The following is a 20,681-nucleotide window of genomic DNA, read 5'->3' as shown; positions in this document are numbered from 1 at the left end:
CGTACTCTCCCTATTTTTAAGCCGTGGCCTGCTGTTCCGTCCGGCGGATAAACCCGCCACCCAGAATACGGCTGCCCTGATAAAACACGCAGGCCTGACCGGGGGCGGGCATGGCTGGTTCTTCCAGCAGCACCGAGGCCCCATCGGGTGTTGGCACCACGCGGGCGGTGCGCGGTTCTTCACGCGCGCGCATCTGCACCTTGCAGACAATCCCTTCCGGCGGAGCGTCCACCAGCCAGTTCACATCCCGCACGGACAGGGTGCTGACAAACGCATGCGCGCGCGGGCCAATAATCACACGTTTGCGCCCCGGCTCCACCCCCACCACCATCTGGCGTTCGCCTTGCAGGCGGGCGGCGTTACCCAGGCGTTTGCTCTGCCCCACAGTAAAGCGCATGACGCCCTCATGCTCGCCCACAACATGGCCGGACTGATCCACAATCTCGCCCGGGCCTGCCATTTCGGGGTGCATGCGCTCCACCAGATCCACGTAGGACCCATCGCTGACAAAGCACAGATCCTGACTGTCGGGTTTACCTGCCACAACCAGCCCGAACCGCTCGGCCTCCTGCCGTACGGCGGCCTTGTCGGGCATGTCGCCCAGCGGGAAGCGTAAAAAATCCAGTTGCGCGCGCGTGGTGGCGAACAGGAACCAGCTCTGGTCGCGGGCCTCGTCCACCGGGCGGTGCAGTTCCGCCCCCTGCGGACCTTCCACACGACGCACGTAATGGCCGGTGGCCATGGCATCGGCCCCGATTTCCTTCGCCAGTCCCAACAGGTCGGTAAATTTGACGCCCTGATTGCACGCAACGCAGGGGACCGGGGTTTCGCCCGCCGCATAGGCATCGGCAAAGCGTTCAATCACACTGTCCTGAAAACGGCGTTCGGCATCAATAACGTAATGCGGGAACCCCAGACGGTCGGCCACGGCGCGGGCATCGCGGATGTCCTGCCCTGCGCAACACGCCCCTTTTTTGGCCGCCCCTCTGGAGTCGTAGAGTTGAAGGGTCGCACCCACAACCTCGTGCCCTTCCTCCAAAAGACGGGCAGCCACCACGGAACTGTCCACCCCTCCGGACATGGCAACAAGAATACGCATGGGCGGGCTATCCTTCCCCTTATTAAATGTCAGGCCTTGCTGGGCAGGCGCACGACCAGACCATCGAGTGCTTCGGTCATCACAATCTGGCAGCCAAGGCGCGAGGTTTTTTCCAGCCCGAAAGCGAGGTCGAGCATATCTTCCTCATCATCGGTCGGGGCGGTCAGCTTGTCCGCCCATGCGGGGTCCACCACCACGTGGCATGTGGCGCAGGCCAGCGAGCCTTCGCACGCGCCTTCAAGGTCCACATCGTGCTTATGGGCAATTTCCAGCACGGACAGGCCTACCGGGGCATCGACCGTGCGTTCTGTTCCGTCCTGCTCAACAAACGTCATCTGGGGCATTGGTTTCCATCCTGCCAAAAAATATCATGGCGGCGGCGGCCTGTAGGGTCGGGCCTTAGGCTGCTGGCGTGGGCCGCCGGGGTGTGGCCCGCACCTGTAGGGCAGCCTGTGCCAGACTGTCCGCCGCGCGTTCTGCTTCGGCGGTGGAGGTAAAACGTCCGGGGGACAGACGCAAGCTTCTTCCTGCCTCATCAAAGCTCAGGCCCATGGCCTCCAGCACGTAGGACGGGGCCAGCTCGGCCGAGGAACAGGCCGAACCGAGGGAAACCTCAAGCCCCGGCATGGCCGCCAGCACGTCCGCTGCGCGCAGGTCGGATGGTAAGCGCAGGCTGAAAATACCCGGCAGGCGCGCAGCCCCCTCCGCATTGACCACACAACCCGGCAGGCGGGTGGACAGGTGGTCCAGAAAGCGGGTCTGCACCTCGGCCAGATGCGTGGCATCACGCGCCATATCCGCTCTGGCTATTTTACAGGCCTCCCCAAAACCTGCCAGCAAAAAGCCCGGCAGGGTGCCAGAACGCAACCCCCGCTCCTGCCCACCGCCAGAGAACAGGGGGGTCAGGCGCACACGTGGGCGGCGGCGTACAAACAGCGCACCCGCACCCTTTGGCCCATACAGCTTGTGGCTGGAGACTGAGGCAAGTGCGACCGGCAGGGCGTGCAGGTCCAGCGCGATCTTGCCTGCCGCCTGCGCCAGATCGGTATGGAGCAGCGCACCAGCCTGCGCGACCAGCGCGCCCAAGGCGGCAAGGTCCTGCAAGACCCCGGTCTCGTTATTGGCCGCGGCAATGGAGACCACTGCCGTAGGGGCGTCCGCCAGAGCGCGGGCCAGCACATCCGGCTCCAGTTGCCCTTGAGCGTTAACCGGCAGAATAACCGGCTCAAACCCTTCCCCGGCCAGGTCCTCCACACTTTGCAACACGCATTTATGCTCGGTCGCCACGGTTATTACCCGGCGGCGGGGGCTCCCCTGCGCTGCCAGATGCCGTGCGGCCCCCTTGATGGCAAGGTTATTGGACTCGGTCGCACCAGAGGTAAACACAACCTCGCGCCCCTCCACCCCAAGCAGGGCGGCAACCTCCGCGCGGGCGTGTTCCACCATCTGGGCCGCGCGGGTGCCGCTGGCATGGGTGGTGCTGTGCGGGTTGCCATTTTCCTCCGCCAGAGCGCGCAGCAGAACAGCCTGCACGCGCGGGTCGCATGGTGTGGTTGCCGCGTGGTCAAAATACAATGCCGCCATGCCTGCCCCTTACCGCGCCAGCGCCAGACCGGCCCCGGCCGCCATGCGTGTATAACTTTGCACAAACCGCTCCACGTCCGCCTCGCACACGGTCCATGGCAGAGACACGCGTATGGCCTGCCCTGCCAGTTCCCCCAACCCCATGGCGTCCAGCACATGGGAGAACGCAACCTTGCCAGATGAACACGCCGACCCTGCGGACACACAGACCCCGTCCAGGTCCAGCCGCATAAGCTGCCCCTGCGCGCGCCGACCGGGCAGGGCCAGAGACGCCGTGTTGCCCAACCGGGGAGCATCCGCCGCGCACACCACCGCTCCGGCGGCGCGGGCGGCCTGTTCGATCCGGTTGCGCAAGGGTGCCAGATCACGCGGGTTATCCAGCCCGTCACACAAAGCTGCGGCAAGCCCGGCTATGGCGGGTAGAGGCTGGGTGCCACCCCGGCGGCCCTGCTCCTGTCCGCCGCCATCAAACAGGGGGGTCAGTGGTCTTGGGGCCGGTCCGCGCAGGAGCAGGGCACCCGCGCCCTTGGGGCCACCCATTTTGTGGCCCGAACAGGCCAGACTATCGGCCCCCAGTTCTTCCACATTCACATCCATACGGCCTGCGGCCTGCACCGCATCCACATGCAGATGCGCGCCATACTGGCGGCAAAGGCGGGCGACCTCGCCAAGCGGATGGAGCACGCCTGTCTCGTTATTGGCCAGCATAAGGCAGACAAAGGCGGGGGCACCGGGAGCCTGCAAGGCGGCCTCCAGCAGGTCCAGCCGGACCTGCCCGTTGGTATCCACCTCCAGCCATGCCACATCCGCCCCGTCTGGCGCGCCTTTGCGCACGGCGTCATGCTCGGTGCGGCCGAGCAGAAAACGCCGCCCCTGCCCAAGCCCGTGCATGGCCAGTACGTTGGCCTCTGTCCCGCCCGAGGTAAACACGCAGTTGAGCGGCGCCACACCCATGCGGCGGGCCACCGTATTGCGCGCATCCTCCAGCACGGCACGCGCCCGGCGGCCCGCGTAATGCACGGAAGATGGATTCCCCGTAAGGTCCGCCGCCTCCAGCATGGCCGCGCGGGCGGCCGGGCGCAGGGGTTCGGTCGCGTTGGCATCCAGATAGACGGGTTGGGAAAAACCCTTTGCCCTATCGTCTGTTTTATCGTTCATGCTTTTTATCTATCCGTAACCATACCAGAACTGCGCTTTTTGCAGGCCGAACAGAACAGCCAATAGCACGATTTATGTGGAAATTCTGGCCCCCAAGCCGCTATAGAGTGCCACATGGTCAGCACCACAGGGCACAACGAAGACGGCAGGCAGGAAACGTGTTTTCCCGCATACGCGGCATTCACGGACAACACCGCGCATGATTATGCCTGCGTTTTGCACAAGGTCAACGCCAGAGTGTGCCTTACCCCCTTTTCAGGTCGTGGGACGGACACCATGTGTCTGAATGCGCTCCTTTTTCCGTTTTCCCCCAGAAGCGGAAAAAGGAGACATGCTGACTGAGAGTTCAAGCTTGCGGGCCTTTACCTGCCCGCATGTTCCGACCCGGAACGTGGCATCGTTCCCCGCCGGGGCAGTTTATCAAACCCGGAAGCGTCATGCCCGTGGACGCCTTTCCCAGATCAAGCGGAACCTACATGCCTGAGGTTATGTTTGCCGGCCCGGATGGACGTCTTGAAGGACGTTATCACCACTCAAACGAGCCCAACGCCCCGCTTGCCCTCGTGCTGCACCCCCACCCGCTGCACGGCGGCACCATGAACAACCGGATTACGTACGCCCTGTACCGCACGTTTGAAAACATGGGCTTTTCCGTCATGCGCTATAATTCCCGTGGGGTTGGCCGCTCGCAGGGGCGGTTTGACGGGGGCATTGGCGAAATTTCGGACGCAGCCGCAGCCCTTGACTGGATGCAGATGATCAACCCCAACGCCAGCGGTCTGTGGATTGCCGGGTATTCGTTCGGGGCGTTCGTGGGCATGCAGTTGCTGATGCGCCGGCCAGAAATTACCGGCTGGATCAGCATTGCCCCGCCTGCGGCACATTATGACTTTGGCTTTCTGGCCCCCTGCCCGTGCGGTGGGCTGATGATTGCCGGTGGCAAGGATGACATGGCCCCCGAGCCCGCCATCCACAAACTGGTGGACAAGCTGAACACCCAGAAGGGTGTTGCGGTGGACTACCGCGTTTACCCCGAAGCGGATCATATTTTTGCCAAACAAGCAGACAAGATTACCGCGGCGGTGGAAGACCACGTAACCCGCGCCATGGGTCAGCAGCACATGGCTCTTGCCGCGGACTAAACGCCTATAGTGCCTCTGCCGCACCTGAGCGGCAGAGGACCAGCAACCCCCGACCCGCATGTTCTGCACGGATCGGGGGCCTGCCGCCCACACGGGCACACACCACCATCACCCAGACTCCACACCCGTCATGGCGCACCATGACCGGCTGGCAGCCTAGTCCTCCGCGCGGCGGGGGTGGGCAAGTTCGCGCACAACACCATGCAGGGTCCGCAGTTCCTGCTCGGTGACCTCACCACGGGTAAAAAAGTGGCGCAGATTACGGACCATGCCGGGGCGTTTTTGCTCATTCCGCAAAAAGCCGCAGCCATCCAGTTCGCGCACAAGGTGGCTCACAAAGTTTTCAAGCTCACCCTTGGTCGCCACATGGGTCTCGTTGGTCATGAGCGTGCGGGGTGGGGTAGCGTCTGCTGCCATCCACCATTCATACGCCATGATCATGACCGCCTGCGCCAGATTGAGCGACATAAAGGTGGGGTTAAGCGGGTAGCGGATCAACGCATCCGCGCGCGCCATATCCTCATTATCCAGCCCCGCGCGCTCGGGGCCGAACATCAGCCCGACCTTGAGCCCCCGCTCGGTTGCCGCGCGCAGTTCAGCCGCACCACCCCGCGCGGTCATGACTGTTTTTACAATATGACGCGGCCGTGGGCAGGTAGCGTACACATGGTGCAGGTCGGCTATGGCATCGTCCACGCTCTCATGCACCGTGGCGGCTTCCAGAATCCTGTCCGCCCCCGAGGCCGTACGCCATGCCCTGTCCTGCGGCCAACCGTCCCTCGGGCTGACAAGCCTTAGGTGGAACAGACCACCATTGGCCATGGCGCGGGCCGTGGTGCCAATGTTCTCGGCCATTTGCGGCCGCACCAGAATAACAACAGGTGTGTTGCCCAAAGGCTCCAGCGGTGCCCCGCCATCCCGCCCGGTCATGCGCGCCTCCAGCTTGTTCCGTCTTTTGTATCTTCAAGCACAATACCCTGTGCCTGAAGCTGATCGCGCAGGGCATCGGCCTTTGCAAAATCCCGCGCTTTTTTGGCGGCCAGCCGCTGGGCAATAAGCGCCTCGATTGCGCAATCCTCCTCAGCCGAGGCGCCACCTTTAAACCACTGTGCCGGGTCATCGTGCAAAATACCCAGCAGGGCGCCACCAGCGCGGAGTGCGCCTGCGGCCTGCCTGTCCCCCCCCATGGCCTGACTGGCCAGCACATGCAGCTCGGCAATGGCTTTGGGGGTGTTCAGGTCTTCCTCCAGTGCGGCCCGCACTGTTTGTGGCACGGGGGCGTCGGGCACATCTGGCACACTGGAGAGCGCGCGGTAGAAGCGGTCCAGCGTCTTGCGCGCCTCGTTCAGCCCGGCCTGCGTGTAATTGAGTGTGGAGCGGTAATGCGCGCCTAGCAGCAGCAGGCGCAGCGCCTCCGCCGGAGCCTGCGCCAGCACATCGCGGATAGTCAGGAAATTGCCCAGTGACTTGGACATTTTCTCGCCTTCCACCAAAAGCATGGCGTTATGCACCCAGTAATTGGCAAACTGGCTATGCGGAAAGCAGCACAGGCTTTGCGCGCGTTCGTTCTCATGGTGTGGGAACAGCAGGTCCGAGCCACCGCCATGAATATCAAAACTGTCGCCCAGATAACGGTGCGACATGGCCGAGCATTCAATATGCCACCCCGGACGGCCCCTGCCCCACGGGCTTTCCCACCCCGGCTGGTCCGCATCCGATGGCTTCCACAACACAAAATCGCCCGGTGCCTTTTTGTACGGAGCCACTTCCACCCGCGCCCCGGCTTCCAGTTCATCCGGATTACGGCCCGAGAGTGCGCCATAAGACGGAAACGACCCGACCGAGAACAGCACATGGCCCTGTGCCTCATACGCGTGCCCGTTTTCAATCAGGCGGGCGATCATGGCCTGCATCTCGCCAATATTGTGGGTCGCGCGGGGTTCTATGTCTGGCGGCAGCACACCAAGGGAGGCCAGGTCCTGATGGAATTCATGCGTGGTGCGCTGGGTGAGCGCGCCAATATCTTCCCCGTTTGCGCGCGCGCGGGCGGTTATCTTGTCGTCCACATCGGTAATATTGCGCACAAAGGTCACACGCGGGTACAGGGTGCGCAGGAGCCTGACCAGCACATCCGCCGTAAGCATGGCGCGCAGGTTACCAATATGGGCCAGATCATACACTGTGGGACCACAGTAATAGACCTTGATATGGGCCGGATCGAGCGGCTGGAACGGCACGGTCGCGCGGCGTTGGCTATCGTGCAGAAACAGGGCGGGAGCGGGGCTTGGGGAAACGTGCGGCATGTCCGCCTAGATGCGCCACCCACGAAAACGATGCAATATGTGTATGGGCCAAAAAAACCGCGATTATTCCAAAAAACAGGACTTGACGCTCTTACCCTTTTATCGCTTATAGTCCGGCCTTAGCGCAGAATATGTGCATGTGCCCTTATAGCTCAGTGGTAGAGCAACCGCCTTGTAACTTACGCAACTACGGCACCACCTTGACGCTAACTAATTGTTATTACTGAAAATAATTAGGCGTTGCCCTCCCCAAAACACGGCTTTACGCTAATACAAAGCTAATACAATGCGGGGCAGCAACAGCATGACAGTGCATTACGATAGCGTAACGCCTTATCGCCTCTTCAAAAGAGGTACGACTTATTGGGTAAGGTTCTCAATAAGGGGCCAGGGCCAGATCATTAAATCGCTAGGTACGAGAGACGAACGAGAAGCCGCAAAACTAGCCTTCGAATTCTACGCGCAAGCTGTCCACAATGATAAACTTGGTATCAAGGCAAAGCCTAAGTCCTTCAATGAATGCTTGGATTCATACCTTCGCTATCAACGCAAGCAGATGGAAAACGGCATAATTTCCGAGAAGAAATTTAAGAACCTCTACGGCATCACGAATCGATACATTCGTGAGTTTTTTGAGAAAGAAAGCGTCACACATATAACAAGTACCAAAGTCGATAGATATTGGGACTGGCGCAATGTCTATTGGACTGAGGGGCCGGGTCGAGACATTAAAACAATCCCTTATGTTCGTGATGGTAAAACGATAACAAGACCCGTCAGTCAAAGGTCACGTAAACCGCCGAGTGGATCAACTAAGGCTGATGAAGCCATGGCCTTGCGATCCTTCTTCACATGGCTTCGTCGTGAAGGCTTTATAAACGAAGTCATTGAGGTCAACTCTCAACCCATCAAGCCCAATCCCAGACCGAGTTTTACATGGGAGGAATACGGAAGACTTAATATCGTAGCGACTCGTAGAGCAGTAGGCGACGAGTTTTTACACCCAAGAGTCAGAAGAGATCGGCTAAGGCTCCGTGCTTATGTTGAATTAATGGCTTTTACGGGAATGAGACCACCAGAAGCAGCAAACCTTCTGTGGAAAGACATTCTTCATTTTAAACCCAATATCGACAGTAGCAGTGACGATGCCCGTTTGGCTTGCGGGAAACGGATTCGCTTACAAGTCCACGGCAAGGACAAAAACAGAACCATCGTACCGATGCCAGAGGTCTATTGGTCAATCCAACACTTATGGGATTTGTGCAGAGAAGAGCTTGGCAGAAACCCCTTACCTACCGAGTCGCCATTCATAAACAGCAGAGGGAATGTTCAAAGATCATTCCGAAATGGACTCGATGCCTTATTGGAAGAAGCTGGCCTTTTATATGACTACACAGGAGCAAAGCGTTCCGCTTATTCCCTACGGCACTTCTTCGCCACACAGATGATTATCGCTAAGGTACCATTTTACGCTTTGGCTCATAATATGGGCACGAGTCCCAAAATGCTCCAAGAGTTCTATGTTGACGCAACATCAGAACAACTCGCAGAACAGCTACAACCTGAATGGAAGATGTACGCTTCCGAACTGGCAGTTAGAATTAGTGATGATGATTGAGTGTGTAGCCCGGCCATAAAGGCCGGGGTCACATGGTGCTGGTTGTGGGACTCGAACTCACGACCTACCGCTTACCTTCCCACTTCGACTTTCGCCGCCAGACAAATGTCTGTTCGTGGTCTGGACTATACCTTCACCATAAGCCGAAGCCGTTAGGTGCGAACCGTCTAGTCTCTACACGTTCCTAGTTTCCTAGGCTTCGCTCGGTATTAGCATGGGATTACTCCCTAAGCCTTCACCGAATTTGGCTCGTTCTACTCCAAGGGTTTCCCCTTAGGCACTCGTAATTCAAGGCGGTTGCTCTACCAACTGAGCTAAACCAGCATTGCCTGCGCTCTTACCCAAGCAGCAAAGGGCTGTCAACACCCAATAATATCAGTAATACCCTATAAGCCCCGCTCGTAAGGGCTAAGGTGTTTTTGCTCCAATGTAGCGTGCAAAGGCTCAGAAGCTCTATAGAGGACTCTGAGGGCTTTTGCAGGAGTTTCGAGATGGACCCAGTTGTTAGATTGATAGTTCAGGCGAGAGTTATGTTTTTATTTCATGAGCCGGAAATAGGAAATCTATTAACGCCACTAACTCTCGTAGAAGTCGATGACGATATCTGTATGGAAACAGACGGCAAGAACCTGTTCTACAATCGTGAGGTTATTAAGGGATTGTCGGAAACGCAGCTAATGGATCGATTGAGAGCGCTCGTCTCATTTGTGGGTTAAGGGGTTGCCTGTTTGGCCACTTCCTCTACGACGATCTGTGTATCAGAGTTCATCTTTCTTGGCTTACGGACACCCTAACTATGACGACCTCTGGAAAAGCCCCTTTCACTGTTTATCAACCTACCAATACGAAAAATTGGTATGTGAGATTCTCTGTAAAGGGGCAGGGGCAGAAGCGCATTGCTCTTGGAACAGACGACAAACATGCAGCAGAACAGATAGCTGTCGATATTTGGCGCAGCGCCAATAATATAAAAATCCCAAAAGAACAAAAAACAGTCCGTGACATCGCAACAGAACAAATAAAAGCGGGCACACTCACTCAGTCTCAACAATCCATATTAACTCGTTATATCGTTGGGTTTTGGGGAGAAGAGTTACCTACACATATTACGCAGACTGAAATTGACAAGTATCGTCTTTGGAGGAAAACGTATTGGACAGAAGGGCCGGGTCGCAACATTAATTACATAGAGTTCGAACGTAATGGAACACTTATAAAACGCAAAGTCATAAGAGCCGAACCATCAGCTTCTACACTAAGGGCCGATTATAGTGTTCTAAAAAGTTTTTTGAAATTCTGTCGAGATAAGCATTACATTACGACAAGCCCTGAAATAAAATCGACAAAAATCACCCAGAGAAAAAAAATATCAAGTTTCAAACGCGAAGAAATTAGACAGGTGTTTCTATATCTACAAAAAGATTGGGAGGATCACCAAGATAAAACATCGAAGTCATTCGAAAAGCAATATGCTCATTCACAGCTTATGATATTGCTTTTCTTTCTGTTGCTTACTCATACGGGTATGACTGTCGAGGAATGCACAAACCTAAGATGGTCAGATATGATTGGTATTTATCTAGACGGTAGATCAATTGATAAACCAGATCAGATTTTCATAAAAATTCGACATAGGACAAAACCAAGAACTGTAGTGCCACTTATTGGACTGGCTACTCTCTTCAACGTATTAATCTGTATTCAATTACTGATGAAATTAGATTTTCGCGAAAAAGACCACATTTGGCGCAATGCTAAAGGTCAGCACATCAAGAACGTGGCTGATAAGGTTTTAGACGGAATTAAAAAATGTAACCTGATCGATGACGAGGACGGTGAGCCACGAACGCTCGCTGCTATCAGAACATTTTATGTCCATAGTGTCATCAAGAGCATTGGCTATAACAGTATGGTAGCCGAAAACGTTGGAATGAGTCTCTACCAGTTAGAAAAAGTGTATGGAATTCAGCATAATCAAGCAGATGAAGCCCTTAAGGCTCTCCGTTCAACAAGCATTTTCTGATTTTCTAAGCCATATCGATGCCAATCCCTATGCTAAAAACCTAGCATAGGGATTTTTTCTACATTCATGTTTTCCGCAGAAAACAGCCATTTCCAGAAAACATATCATTGTTTATTCGGAGTTACTCAATATCCGAATTTGTGGCGACAAAATATAAACATGGTAAAACCAAATAATCAAAGGCAGACAATGCTGAATGATCTTGGATAAACCAAGTAATTGTTAAACACAAGCAAGGAGGCCATTATGGCTAAAGTAAACTCTCATGCAAACAGCATGTCTATTGGTAATACTCATACGAAACCCTACCGCCTTTTTGAAGGCATCGTAGGACGTTCTGATGTCGCGGAATATCGCAACATCGCCTACTCGGACCTCATGCAGGCCGGTGTTCAGGGCATCAAGGACATCCATCTCGGTATCGAGACAGTGCGAAAAGGCTGGCTACAGACCGTGGCGGTCTGTGTGGTTCTGATGGATCGCCAGTTCGAAGCGGCAATCCGTACTGCTTTGATCGAACATCAGAGCGATCAGTTCAAAAATAGTTTGAAGAAGAAGGCGGATCGGCCCCTTGATCCGGCTCATATCACGATTGCCCTTAATGCCGTGTTGAAGAAGGGTTCGTCGCAGGAAATCACGGGCTCCGCGAAGACTCGGCTCAATAAGGCAGTCGAGTATATTCAGAAGCTCGGATACACTCTCGATGAGCGTTTGGCGCGTTTAGATGAGTTCCAGTCGTTCAATGAACTTCAGAAGGCCATCAAAGGCGACGTCGCAGGAGCGGTAAATGTCTCACAAGAGGCTATCAATATCGTTGATGCGACTGCGAAGTTCAAAGAACGAGCCAGTTCCTACTTTGCTAAGACCGACAATGTCTTTGCGACATTTAAAGTTGATCCGCTGTCGCAACCCGTCAGTAAAGAGGGTTTCTACGTAGCACTCTGTCGTGCCAAGGGTGATACCCTTGAGGTCGTCGGCTTGAATCGTCAGCCGGAGATCATTAGTGCGGTCATCAATACTGCCGCCGCTAAAGACTCTTTGCTGAAAAGCCAGATTGCCGCTGAAGACGCTGAAATGGCGTCAGAAAGGGAGATGGTCTGATGGTCGCGATTGCAAAACCAGTGGGGGTGGGGGACTTAGTGTTCCCCACTACCGCCGCAGAGCATTGGTGTAAGGCGTTTGTGGATGGCAATATCCATTGGCTCTTGCTCTATGGTCCCCCAGGCACAGGCAAGTCTACGGCTGCTGAAACATTGTTAAAAAGTCGTATTCTAGACATTAACTGGTCTTTTGATGCGGTTACGTTCAATGCAGCGGCTTCACGGGACATCTCTTCCCTGAGGTCGGTTATCGACGCGTTGAAACTGGTGGGCAATAACTCCCAAGATCAAAGGGTCATGATTATTGATGAGGTGGACTGCTTGTCCGTCGATTCCATGAAGGTACTCAAAGGTCTGTTGGACCAGCTACCGGATGGGACGCCTATCATCATGACGACGAACCACAAGGACAAGTTGGACAACGCTCTTTTGAGCCGGTTCCAAGAAGTTCAGTGGTCTACGCTGTCTCCCGACAAACTAGTCAAATGGGCTGAGGTTCAATGTGCTGCAAAAAGCCGGAAACTCACATCGGTGGAGTTGAGCAGAATCAGGAACCATGCGACTGATTACCGTCAAATGCTCAGGTTACTAGCTACCCTGTGAATGGGTAGGTAGAGAGCAAGTCGCAAACACAACGGATATTGGTGGGTATAGAGATGCCCACCAATATCCGCTTCAAAAGCAGACACCCGGAACGCTTCGTCTGATAGGGGAAGAAGCGTTATAAGCTCTGATCCCACACATAAGAGAACTGCTCAGTTAGGCCATTGGCCTTCGTTACAATGATGTCCGCTCCGATGTTTCTCTTCGTGGTATCTGTGAAATAAGCACTGGCAGATACCGACTGAGCGATACCATCATCAACAAGCCATTGAAGGGCTTCTTCGCAATAGGCTTTTGTTCTTAATAGATACTCATTCGGATCATCAACGCTCATAAGTTCCAGTTGCCAGATACGAGAACCGATTGGTTGCTCTCTATAGGCATCAGCCCACCAGCCCCTCTGATCAATGCTCAGTGTCCAGTCTGTGTCAGCTACTCGATCAGTCATCAGGGATATCATGCAGGCAGTTGAGAGGTCGTAACCTGTCTGCACATCAACAGTGATGTTCGTTCCCAAGAGGCTTTCAAGGTCGATATCAGCCCTCTGCTGTTGATTGTCGTAGGTCATTCTGATGTCAGCCATCACATTCCCCTTCATTTCCGAGAGGTGAATTGTGCGCGATGACCAGCATGAAGAGATCATCACCAGTTAAAATATGCTCTTCATATGCGGCTTTTAGCTCTTTGATCTTGTCGTCAATGACAGAATTTTCCCTCTCGGCTTCATGGGTATGTATCCTCATTTTATCAGTAAGCTCATTCTGCTTTTCCGTGAGGTATTGCCACGGGTCACTGACGATATTCTCTGATGTCTCGGCGTGACATGCTTCATAGTGGTCACGTAGAATGTCATTGTTCAGTCTATTGGCCTGATGCTCGTTATCGAGTTGCTCTAATACGAGCTTACCTATCTCTGTTGCGAGGTCATTTCTTTCCATTTGTTGATTCCTCAATGTTTTTAATGGCTTGAAGCTTGTCCCGGCAGTCATCACCGGCATTGCTTAAATCGAGAATGTAATAGGCCAGGTCTTTATCCGTGGGGTTATTTGGTACTTGTGGAGCTGCCTGACAGAGAAGCATGTTTGAGGGAATTGTCAGTGGGGCTTGCTGTGGAATTGTGGTCGCGCAACCCGTTAAGAACATTCCTAATGGCAGGGCTAGAAGCGCATGAATTTGTTTCTTTTGCATTGGCGATACTCTTTACGATAGTAATGGTTTTGGCTTGCCTTGATTGCTCCTGCTTCAAGAGTGCTGTTTGTTGCTCTTGATATTTCGCGTAATCAGATTTCATCTGCGTGATGGTCTGTTGGGATTGAGCAAGTTCGGTTTCTTTTTGCCTGCTATCAAGTTGGTAGTGTCGCCCCCATAAAAAGAGACCAACAATCACACCAATGATAGCAATCCATTTTCCAAACTTTTCCAGTATGGGTAATAGGATTGCTGCCATTATTAACCGCCGGTTTTCACGTCAGCGATAACTGCTTGCGCAGTTGCTTTGATTTTCTTGCGATAAAAAATAACTGCCACGATTGCAGCGATATTTAGAACTTCGGTAATGCCAAAAGTTGTAAGAATTGTGGTCATGATAACCTCCAAAAGTTGTTACCATGTATTTATTTTATCTATGGGATGGAAAGAACTTCCATCAAAATATCCACGCTATTATCTTCTTCATATCGCTCTTTTATGTCGCAGAGCAAAGTGTATCTCTTCAAAGATTGTCCAATCCTAGCTTCATCGTCCTCTGTTATGATTCCCATATCTTCGACAAGCTCATTATGTTCTTCGAAAACTGCGTCTATCTTCTCACAGAGCATTTCGTATGGTGTCTTCAGTTCTTCGGTGCTTTTTAGGCAAAACTCCGTGAAGTCCTTTGCAGTATCTTCGAGTAGTTGTATTCCTTCTTTGAGCTTATCCATGTCCCTGCTCCTGATCTTGTGGCTCTGGAAACAATGAAGCCATCAATGCCTTCATATATTCATCACTTGGTATATTGCCGTTATCAATACTCGATAAAACAGACTTCAAATTTATGATGTTTATCAATATGTTTTTTGTTAAACGGCCTTGAACGTACAGGCCCAATATATCTGAGTTGTTCATGGTATTAACCCTTTAATCTGTTTTACCGTATTGCGACTGATATTATATTTTCGTCCTATGGCATTGAAATCGTCAGTGTCATTTATAATTGCGGTTTTATCGCTGGGTGAGAGCGGAGCCTTAGGTCTAGCTTTTCTATCTGCCGCATTATCTTTTTGTGTACCCACTCTTAAATGGTGTGGCTCAACACACGAACGCCTGTCACACGCATGAAGCACCAGCATATCTTTTGGTATAGGGCCATGATGGATTTCGTATGACGCGCGATGTGCTAATTTAAGTTGGCCATTATCTCGAACCCAACCATATCCAACATCTGAATATCCACCGAGATAATCCAAGCAGTGATGTCCATTGATCATGGGTGTGTTGGTATTAATTTCTGTCTTAGCCTTCAATGAATCCTTGGCTGTTATTTTTTTCTTTGGCATTTTAATTCTCCTTTGAAATGCGGAAAGCTATACAACGCTTTCTTCATTTCTATTTATGCGGGAGACGCCAAAACACCGTTATTAGCTCTAAAATTGTTATTTTTATCTCAATAAATATTCGACGATCGTATATTTTATTGAGGTATTACTTATGACAGTTAGTCCAGTGGGCAGTTTTCGTGGAGTGCCATTTCATATTCGGGATTTCTCAGATAGCGGCATGAACCGCTCATTCATCGTGCATGAATTTCCCTATCAAACCACCCCATATATTGAAGACCTCGGAGCCAACACGTTAAGGTTTCGCTTCTCTGCTTTTATAAGCAATGACTCAAACCTCTATATGAGCCGAGACCTTCTTGAAGCAGCTCTACGTGTCAAAGGCATTGGGGAATTACTTCATCCAAGTCGCGGTATGTATCGAGCAGCGTGTATTTTTTCTGAATTTTCGGAGAAGATGAATGAGAAGGGCATCATCCAAGTTGAAATGGAATTTGTTGCCGCAACACTCTTGCCACAAGTTCCCATAACGCCCCTTGGTCTTCTGGATACCGCTGGTGATCTGCTCAGTGAAGCAATGGGAGGTCTTGATGACTTTGATTTTGGCTTTGGTGATACCGCGAACAGTCTCTTGAATGGGGCCGTTGGTATGGCGACCACTGCGGTTACGACGACCGCAATATCCGGTATCGACTCAGTGATGAGCCATTCAACGCTTGGTCGATATGCTCAGAACCCATTCTCAACAACAGGCACTATAAAGAGCAAGGTTACAGGCGCTACTGACGCACAGAAATTCAACAGCGCCCAATCTCTGACAATCACAACAACCAATACCGCAAAGCAGAATTTAAGCACGTCACTTGCTGCCGCGAATGCTGAGTTAGGAGCATAACATGGCAGAAAATGGGACATTTATAACCAGAGTAGAATTAGTCGATCAGGCCACAGCAAAGCTCAAAACACTCAATAAGGAGTTCAGGGCCGCACAAGCACCAATGCGGGCGTATCAGAAGGAACTAGCCCAATACAATAAGCTGTCTGGCTATGACGCGGCGATGAAAGCCCGCAAGAAGCACCTAGACGATATGAAGAAGGGCTTCACATCGCTCAAGGGTCATATCAGTCAGGTCACTTCACCACTCATGGGTATGACCAAGGCGCTCGCTGGTGTCATTGGTGTGGGTTCGGTGATGGGTGTTGTTAAGCTCACACAGAACTTTGCAAATTGGGGTCAGGAAATACGCAATGCGTCTGCGCTCTTGGGTGTCGCAGGTGACAAGATTGTCCAGTTAAACCAGATGTCCAAGCTCACAGGCTTGGATCAGATTGGCGGTCTCAAGAATTACCAAGATACACAAGCACAAGCTGGTTCGGGCATGAACGCACAAGCGCAGTTCGCGGACAATATGTTGGGCATCAAACCCAATATGAAATTCGAAGATGCCCAAGTCAAAGCCATTGCTCGTGTTCAGCAACTCATCAAGAGCGGGACTGTCAATCAAGCTGGTGGTCGTAACCTCTTGAGTGCTGCTGGCCTTGATCCTGCGCTTATGGATCAAGATTTGGCTCGCTTCAAACGTCTGCAAAAGGCTTCGCAGGACAATGCCCGCGATATGGCTCCGTTCGTCAAGCAAGCAGAAGACCTATCCGATAAGTTCAAAATGGCAGGTGGTCGAGCAGGTGTGCTGACTACCAAGTTGGAATCCGCTCTCGCACCCGCAGTCAATTCCCTTTTGGACTCATTCATCAACTGGTCGAATGACGGCAAGAACGTCGATAGCATTATGGCCGACATCAAGAGTGTCGCAGATGATGTCGCGGCAGCAATCAAGAACATTGACTGGAAGGCCGTTAGCGATGGTGTGCGGTCATTCTTTGGTGAGGCTAAGAAGCTATATAATCTTCTCGGTGGTGCCACGGGCCTCGTAGGTATCTTCCTCGCTATCAAGGCTATTAGCTTTACGTCATGGGCGGTTGGGGTGGTCGCAGATATTGCGATGATCACCAAGGCATTCTCAGGCATGAGAACAGCGGCTGTTGCTGCTGAAGCTGCCAAGCTCGGTGGAGCGGCTGTCGGTGGTGCTGTTGCGCCTGTTCTCGCTTTAGGTGCTGCTGCGGGTGTGGCCGGGTATGCGGGCTATAGTCTCTACAAGGAACTCAAATACGACCGCTCAGACACTGGTATCGTGGCTAATCGCCAAAAGCAGATGTCTATGGATCGTAGGTATCATTCATCCGGCAGATATTCACCTCTAGAGCAGCAACAGCGTAAAATGGAAATGATGGACTTTCTGGTCAAACAGAGAGGACTCAAGCCAGAGCAAGCCGCCGCGATGGTCGGTAGTGTTCAACAGGAATCAGGCTTCAATGAGAAAGCCATTGGTGATCACGGTCATGCTGTTGGAATCCTGCAAGAGCAGCGACCGCGCGAAAAAGCCATACAGAAGCAGTTCGGCAAGCGTCTTGACCAGATGTCATGGCAAGAACAGCTAGACGCGAACCTATGGGAAATGAAGACCAGCGAGAAGAAGGCCGGTGGCGAGTTCTACGGGGCTTCAACACTGGAAAATGCCAATAAGGGCTTTCTCGATGGCGAACGCCCAAAGGAATACCTGGATAACGGTGTGGGGGGTAGGGAATATGCCACTCGCCTGAGCAATGCCAGGGCAACGCTGTCGCAATACCAGCAATACAGTGGCAGCACACCTAAGGGTCAGGCCGCATCCACTCCCGCAAATGCCAATGTCTCGGGTGACATGACGATTAACCTCAATGTCAATCATGAGGGCAAAGTCACCAGTGCGACAATGGGTTCCCATACATTACCGGTAAATCCGAAAATTGGAGACGTTAAAACCAGAACTACATCACAGCCACGTATTGGAGGCCGATAATGCAAAGCATCATTGATATTATGGACAACATCACAGACTTATACCCAGACCCGGTTCAACGTCTGTCAGTTTTTATCGGCATGATGGAAAGAGTTGGATATGATCCAACGAGTAGAACATTAGTACCGACAATGAATGAGACCACGGCGACAAGCCTAAGGATCGTGATCCTCAGTTATATAGGCGCAGCGGTCAGTCAGATTGAGTTTGATTCCTCGTCTCAAGCAGAGAGCATACTCACTGGATTGAAGCCACTCTTTGAGGCTCAAATGGGTGATAGCAATTTGGACTCTCAGGCGTTTAATCGCTTAAAGCGCCTCTATACCAAGACCATCGCGGATATCAGCACACGTGGTTCGGTATTGCCGCAGGTTGTGGAATTCTATGTCGATCCCACTGACATGATACCTTTGCCTGTGCTGGCCCAATATATCTACCAAGATGGGTCGATGGCCGATGATATCTTGCTCCGCAATAACAGCAAGATCATTCACCCCCTGTTCGTCAATACGACACTTGAGGTGATTAACAATGGCTGAGAAAATTAGGTGTTCATCGACACAGAGGAACTATCATTACAACCGCACTCACAGGAACATGCGAACAGAAAAGTATGATAGTACATGGCGTGAGTTTTCAGAGAATTATCGGAAGAGAAACCCGTTCTGTGTGATGTGTTGGGATGAGGGGAATTACAACACCCAACATATTCATGTTGATCATATCGTGCCATTGGATAAGGCACCTGATCGTAAATATGACCTTGAGAATGTCCGTAGCTTGTGCCGAAGCCATCATGGGTTGGTGACACGTAACTACCTGAATACCGGGGTCAATGAGTTACCAGTAACCCCGGAAAAGACAGACGGGCCTATTGAGCTTTAGTCTTACCAGCACGACGAGCTTTAACTGCTGCGTGAAGACGGCTGATTTCCTTATCAAGCTCGCCTTTGATGGCTGCTTCTTTGACCTGACCCAAGAATGCAATCAAGCCGGGAATACCGCCGGTGACTTTGATGCTCTTACCTTTTTTGCCGGGAATTTCGATTTTCATACCCGCGAAGCGAAGGTCACCAATGAAGTTCTCATTGTCGGTGCTTGAAAACCACAAACGAACTTCACGTGTCTTTTTGCCAGTCGTGACGGAATGTTTTTTCCCTTCAGCAGAGCTTTCATAGCTCTTAATCTGCTGATCAACATTGGCAATGAATTTGTCTCTCGGAGATGCCCCTTTAGGCTTTTCTTTTTCATCAACAAATTCAACGCCGGATAAGAAAGAGAATGACATTATGACCTCATCTCAAGGGAATGATAAACACATATCCGGGTCTATTACCAAATGTGTCAAATGACAATGATATTGAGGTGGCTGGCTATGATGGCTCGGAATTTGGCTTCACATCTTTCCAATACGACATCAAAGAGAGGTCGGGCTTTCACGTGATGTCCATGACGAACTGATCCAGCAAACAAGGCAGTCGCATATCTAGCGTCTGCCCTTGCTACCAAGGATAGCACGGAGCCTTTCTGCCTGACTGTCCATTTTAGGTGACTGGCTAGATAACCAGTTTCTGTGTGGGGTAAGTTATCTCCGTGTTGGTTGAGCAGTAAACGGGCCTCTCTGACGAAGACCCGACCACACTCTTTAAATGCCAGTTTTAATGCGTCTTGGTCTAATGCCAAGGTAGGTACTATGATATCCATGTTGCACTCCAAAACAATATTTATGGTGCTTTTCATGGAGTTCATGAGACAGGAAATGATGAAATATCTATAATTTTTATAAATGGTACATTTTATTCATTTTCTTGCCTAATAGCATCTAGAGACTTGCCTTTGAACGTCCAGAACCTTGGGCCAGATAACTGCCGGGCTTTGTAACCTTGAGCTATACTGACCCGCTTTGCCGCATCAGAGAGAGTCATAACTTCCCCTTCATATTCAACTAGGTTCTTTTCGTCATTCACTCGACAACTAATTTCAGGCGTTCTGTAACAATGTAGCTCATCACCGGGCGTTATTCCGATCATACTAAAACGGAAGTTCTCACGCCTTTTTTGCTCTCGTTCAAATGCGTCAACGTCATCTGCCGTAATTTCATTTTCATTATCTTCTGGATTAGCTGGAGATGGAGTAGGCTCTTTTTCATCGGCCACTTCTTCACCTTCTATGAGATCTAAAAGAATTCTTATTTTTTCAGGGTCAATACGAAAGAACTCTCTTTTCTGATTTATTCTATTATCCTCAAAAATCTCATGAATCTTTCTTTCTACATTGTGATACTCGTTCACTCGTTTGGCGTAATAGCACTCAAACGGAACCGGGATGCTCGTATTATATAACTGCTTAAGTCGAGCTTCTATGGGTTGGTCTGTTTTGCCAATCTTCACAACACCGGGCATCACGGGATTGGTAAGAACGTAAATTATACCGCTTATATTATCCATCATGAGCAAGAATATTGCATAATTTACCCTAATGAACAATTCATCACAAGCGATGCTGCCCTGCCTCTTTGTATAAAGAAAATATACTACCAGACACTCATGACTGTCATTATTCATGTAAAAATGTATATGAGCACCGTCAAAATGTATATCAAATGCTCAAAATGTATATG

The 20,681-nt window shown here is 51.7% G+C and carries 25 protein-coding genes; 9 read left to right on the top strand and 16 right to left on the bottom strand.

Annotation, left to right across the window (positions count from 1 at the left end; translation table 11 throughout):
- Positions 1-16: 16 nt before the first annotated feature.
- The 4 genes from mnmA to GOB86_RS09625 are packed head-to-tail and all read right to left on the bottom strand — an operon-like array spanning position 17 to position 3,841.
- Positions 17-1,099: a tRNA 2-thiouridine(34) synthase MnmA gene (gene mnmA, locus GOB86_RS09640; protein ID WP_165992125.1), complete on the bottom strand. Its 1,083-nt coding sequence runs from the start codon at positions 1,097-1,099 to the stop codon at positions 17-19.
- 29 nt (positions 1,100-1,128) lie between these two features.
- The gene (locus GOB86_RS09635; RefSeq protein ID WP_048855055.1) at positions 1,129-1,443 is read right to left on the bottom strand and encodes a ferredoxin family 2Fe-2S iron-sulfur cluster binding protein; all 315 of its coding nucleotides are present in this window, start codon (positions 1,441-1,443) and stop codon (positions 1,129-1,131) included.
- A gap of 55 nt (positions 1,444-1,498) precedes the next feature.
- Entirely contained in the window at positions 1,499-2,683 is a 1,185-nt protein-coding gene (locus tag GOB86_RS09630; protein ID WP_165992124.1) for a cysteine desulfurase family protein, read from the bottom strand.
- 9 nt (positions 2,684-2,692) lie between these two features.
- Positions 2,693-3,841 (bottom strand): cysteine desulfurase family protein, encoded by a 1,149-nt coding sequence (locus GOB86_RS09625; RefSeq protein ID WP_165992123.1) that lies wholly within the window; start codon positions 3,839-3,841, stop codon positions 2,693-2,695.
- A gap of 476 nt (positions 3,842-4,317) precedes the next feature.
- Between GOB86_RS09625 and GOB86_RS09620 the strand changes: the two genes are divergently transcribed.
- The gene (locus GOB86_RS09620; RefSeq protein WP_165992122.1) at positions 4,318-4,983 is read left to right on the top strand and encodes an alpha/beta hydrolase; all 666 of its coding nucleotides are present in this window, start codon (positions 4,318-4,320) and stop codon (positions 4,981-4,983) included.
- Positions 4,984-5,139: 156 nt separating this feature from the next.
- Here GOB86_RS09620 and GOB86_RS09615 read toward each other — a convergent pair whose 3' ends face one another.
- Positions 5,140-5,913, bottom strand: a complete 774-nt coding sequence (locus tag GOB86_RS09615) for an RNA methyltransferase (RefSeq protein ID WP_194301153.1) — start codon at positions 5,911-5,913, stop codon at positions 5,140-5,142.
- Positions 5,910-7,286: a cysteine--tRNA ligase gene (cysS, locus tag GOB86_RS09610; protein ID WP_165992121.1), complete on the bottom strand. Its 1,377-nt coding sequence runs from the start codon at positions 7,284-7,286 to the stop codon at positions 5,910-5,912. The genes GOB86_RS09615 and cysS overlap by 4 nt, the downstream gene beginning before the upstream one ends.
- Before the next feature lie 304 nt (positions 7,287-7,590).
- Between cysS and GOB86_RS09605 the strand changes: the two genes are divergently transcribed.
- The 4 genes from GOB86_RS09605 (at position 7,591) to GOB86_RS09590 (ending at position 12,630) form a co-directional block, all read left to right on the top strand.
- Positions 7,591-8,904, top strand: coding sequence for a site-specific integrase (locus GOB86_RS09605; protein WP_165992120.1), 1,314 nt, complete (start codon positions 7,591-7,593; stop codon positions 8,902-8,904).
- Positions 8,905-9,700: 796 nt separating this feature from the next.
- Positions 9,701-10,927: a hypothetical protein gene (locus GOB86_RS09600; RefSeq protein ID WP_165992119.1), complete on the top strand. Its 1,227-nt coding sequence runs from the start codon at positions 9,701-9,703 to the stop codon at positions 10,925-10,927.
- A 246-nt stretch (positions 10,928-11,173) separates the two neighbouring features.
- Positions 11,174-12,028 carry a hypothetical protein gene (locus GOB86_RS09595; protein WP_165992118.1) on the top strand — a complete coding sequence of 285 codons (855 nt, stop codon included), beginning with the start codon at positions 11,174-11,176 and terminating at the stop codon, positions 12,026-12,028.
- Positions 12,028-12,630 carry an ATP-binding protein gene (locus GOB86_RS09590; protein ID WP_165992117.1) on the top strand — a complete coding sequence of 201 codons (603 nt, stop codon included), beginning with the start codon at positions 12,028-12,030 and terminating at the stop codon, positions 12,628-12,630. Before GOB86_RS09595 ends, GOB86_RS09590 begins: the two co-directional genes overlap by 1 nt.
- A 118-nt stretch (positions 12,631-12,748) precedes the next feature.
- Here GOB86_RS09590 and GOB86_RS09585 read toward each other — a convergent pair whose 3' ends face one another.
- The 8 genes from GOB86_RS09585 to GOB86_RS09560 are packed head-to-tail and all read right to left on the bottom strand — an operon-like array spanning position 12,749 to position 15,164.
- Positions 12,749-13,213: a phage GP46 family protein gene (locus GOB86_RS09585; protein ID WP_165992116.1), complete on the bottom strand. Its 465-nt coding sequence runs from the start codon at positions 13,211-13,213 to the stop codon at positions 12,749-12,751.
- Positions 13,206-13,619: a hypothetical protein gene (locus GOB86_RS09580; protein WP_165992115.1), complete on the bottom strand. Its 414-nt coding sequence runs from the start codon at positions 13,617-13,619 to the stop codon at positions 13,206-13,208. The genes GOB86_RS09585 and GOB86_RS09580 overlap by 8 nt, the downstream gene beginning before the upstream one ends.
- Complete coding sequence (gene lysC / locus GOB86_RS16700; protein WP_456304164.1) at positions 13,555-13,773, bottom strand: Rz1-like lysis system protein LysC; 219 nt, start codon at positions 13,771-13,773, stop codon at positions 13,555-13,557. The genes GOB86_RS09580 and lysC overlap by 65 nt, the downstream gene beginning before the upstream one ends.
- Entirely contained in the window at positions 13,673-14,077 is a 405-nt protein-coding gene (locus GOB86_RS09575) for a hypothetical protein (RefSeq protein WP_165992114.1), read from the bottom strand. The genes lysC and GOB86_RS09575 overlap by 101 nt, the downstream gene beginning before the upstream one ends.
- Before the next feature lie 2 nt (positions 14,078-14,079).
- Positions 14,080-14,214, bottom strand: a complete 135-nt coding sequence (locus tag GOB86_RS16380) for a hypothetical protein (RefSeq protein ID WP_277875468.1) — start codon at positions 14,212-14,214, stop codon at positions 14,080-14,082.
- 38 nt (positions 14,215-14,252) lie between these two features.
- On the bottom strand, positions 14,253-14,549 hold the full coding sequence (locus GOB86_RS09570) for a hypothetical protein (RefSeq protein WP_165992113.1): 297 nt from the start codon (positions 14,547-14,549) through the stop codon (positions 14,253-14,255).
- Positions 14,542-14,733 carry a hypothetical protein gene (locus GOB86_RS09565; RefSeq protein WP_165992112.1) on the bottom strand — a complete coding sequence of 64 codons (192 nt, stop codon included), beginning with the start codon at positions 14,731-14,733 and terminating at the stop codon, positions 14,542-14,544. The genes GOB86_RS09570 and GOB86_RS09565 overlap by 8 nt, the downstream gene beginning before the upstream one ends.
- Entirely contained in the window at positions 14,730-15,164 is a 435-nt protein-coding gene (locus tag GOB86_RS09560) for an HNH endonuclease signature motif containing protein (protein WP_165992111.1), read from the bottom strand. Before GOB86_RS09560 ends, GOB86_RS09565 begins: the two co-directional genes overlap by 4 nt.
- 151 nt (positions 15,165-15,315) lie before the next feature.
- Between GOB86_RS09560 and GOB86_RS09555 the strand changes: the two genes are divergently transcribed.
- From GOB86_RS09555 to GOB86_RS16600, 4 genes are read left to right on the top strand one after another with little or no spacing between them, the layout of a single operon-like run.
- Complete coding sequence (locus tag GOB86_RS09555; protein WP_165992110.1) at positions 15,316-16,059, top strand: DNA circularization N-terminal domain-containing protein; 744 nt, start codon at positions 15,316-15,318, stop codon at positions 16,057-16,059.
- 1 nt (position 16,060) lies between these two features.
- Positions 16,061-18,061: a phage tail tip lysozyme gene (locus tag GOB86_RS09550; RefSeq protein ID WP_165992109.1), complete on the top strand. Its 2,001-nt coding sequence runs from the start codon at positions 16,061-16,063 to the stop codon at positions 18,059-18,061.
- Positions 18,061-18,600 (top strand): hypothetical protein, encoded by a 540-nt coding sequence (locus GOB86_RS09545; protein WP_165992108.1) that lies wholly within the window; start codon positions 18,061-18,063, stop codon positions 18,598-18,600. The genes GOB86_RS09550 and GOB86_RS09545 overlap by 1 nt, the downstream gene beginning before the upstream one ends.
- Complete coding sequence (locus tag GOB86_RS16600; protein ID WP_165992107.1) at positions 18,593-18,946, top strand: HNH endonuclease; 354 nt, start codon at positions 18,593-18,595, stop codon at positions 18,944-18,946. The genes GOB86_RS09545 and GOB86_RS16600 overlap by 8 nt, the downstream gene beginning before the upstream one ends.
- Here GOB86_RS16600 and GOB86_RS09535 read toward each other — a convergent pair.
- Both GOB86_RS09535 and GOB86_RS09530 read right to left on the bottom strand, forming a co-directional pair.
- Positions 18,933-19,349: a hypothetical protein gene (locus GOB86_RS09535; RefSeq protein WP_165992106.1), complete on the bottom strand. Its 417-nt coding sequence runs from the start codon at positions 19,347-19,349 to the stop codon at positions 18,933-18,935. The two genes, GOB86_RS16600 and GOB86_RS09535, sit on opposite strands and share 14 nt — an antisense overlap.
- 508 nt (positions 19,350-19,857) lie before the next feature.
- On the bottom strand, positions 19,858-20,625 hold the full coding sequence (locus tag GOB86_RS09530) for a GIY-YIG nuclease family protein (protein ID WP_165992105.1): 768 nt from the start codon (positions 20,623-20,625) through the stop codon (positions 19,858-19,860).
- Positions 20,626-20,681: the final 56 nt, after the last annotated feature.

The sequence above is a fragment of the Acetobacter lambici genome, from assembly GCF_011516885.1.
In the GTDB taxonomy this organism is placed as follows: Bacteria; Pseudomonadota; Alphaproteobacteria; order Acetobacterales; family Acetobacteraceae; genus Acetobacter; species Acetobacter lambici.
This window is presented reverse-complemented; position numbering and strand designations above follow the sequence as displayed.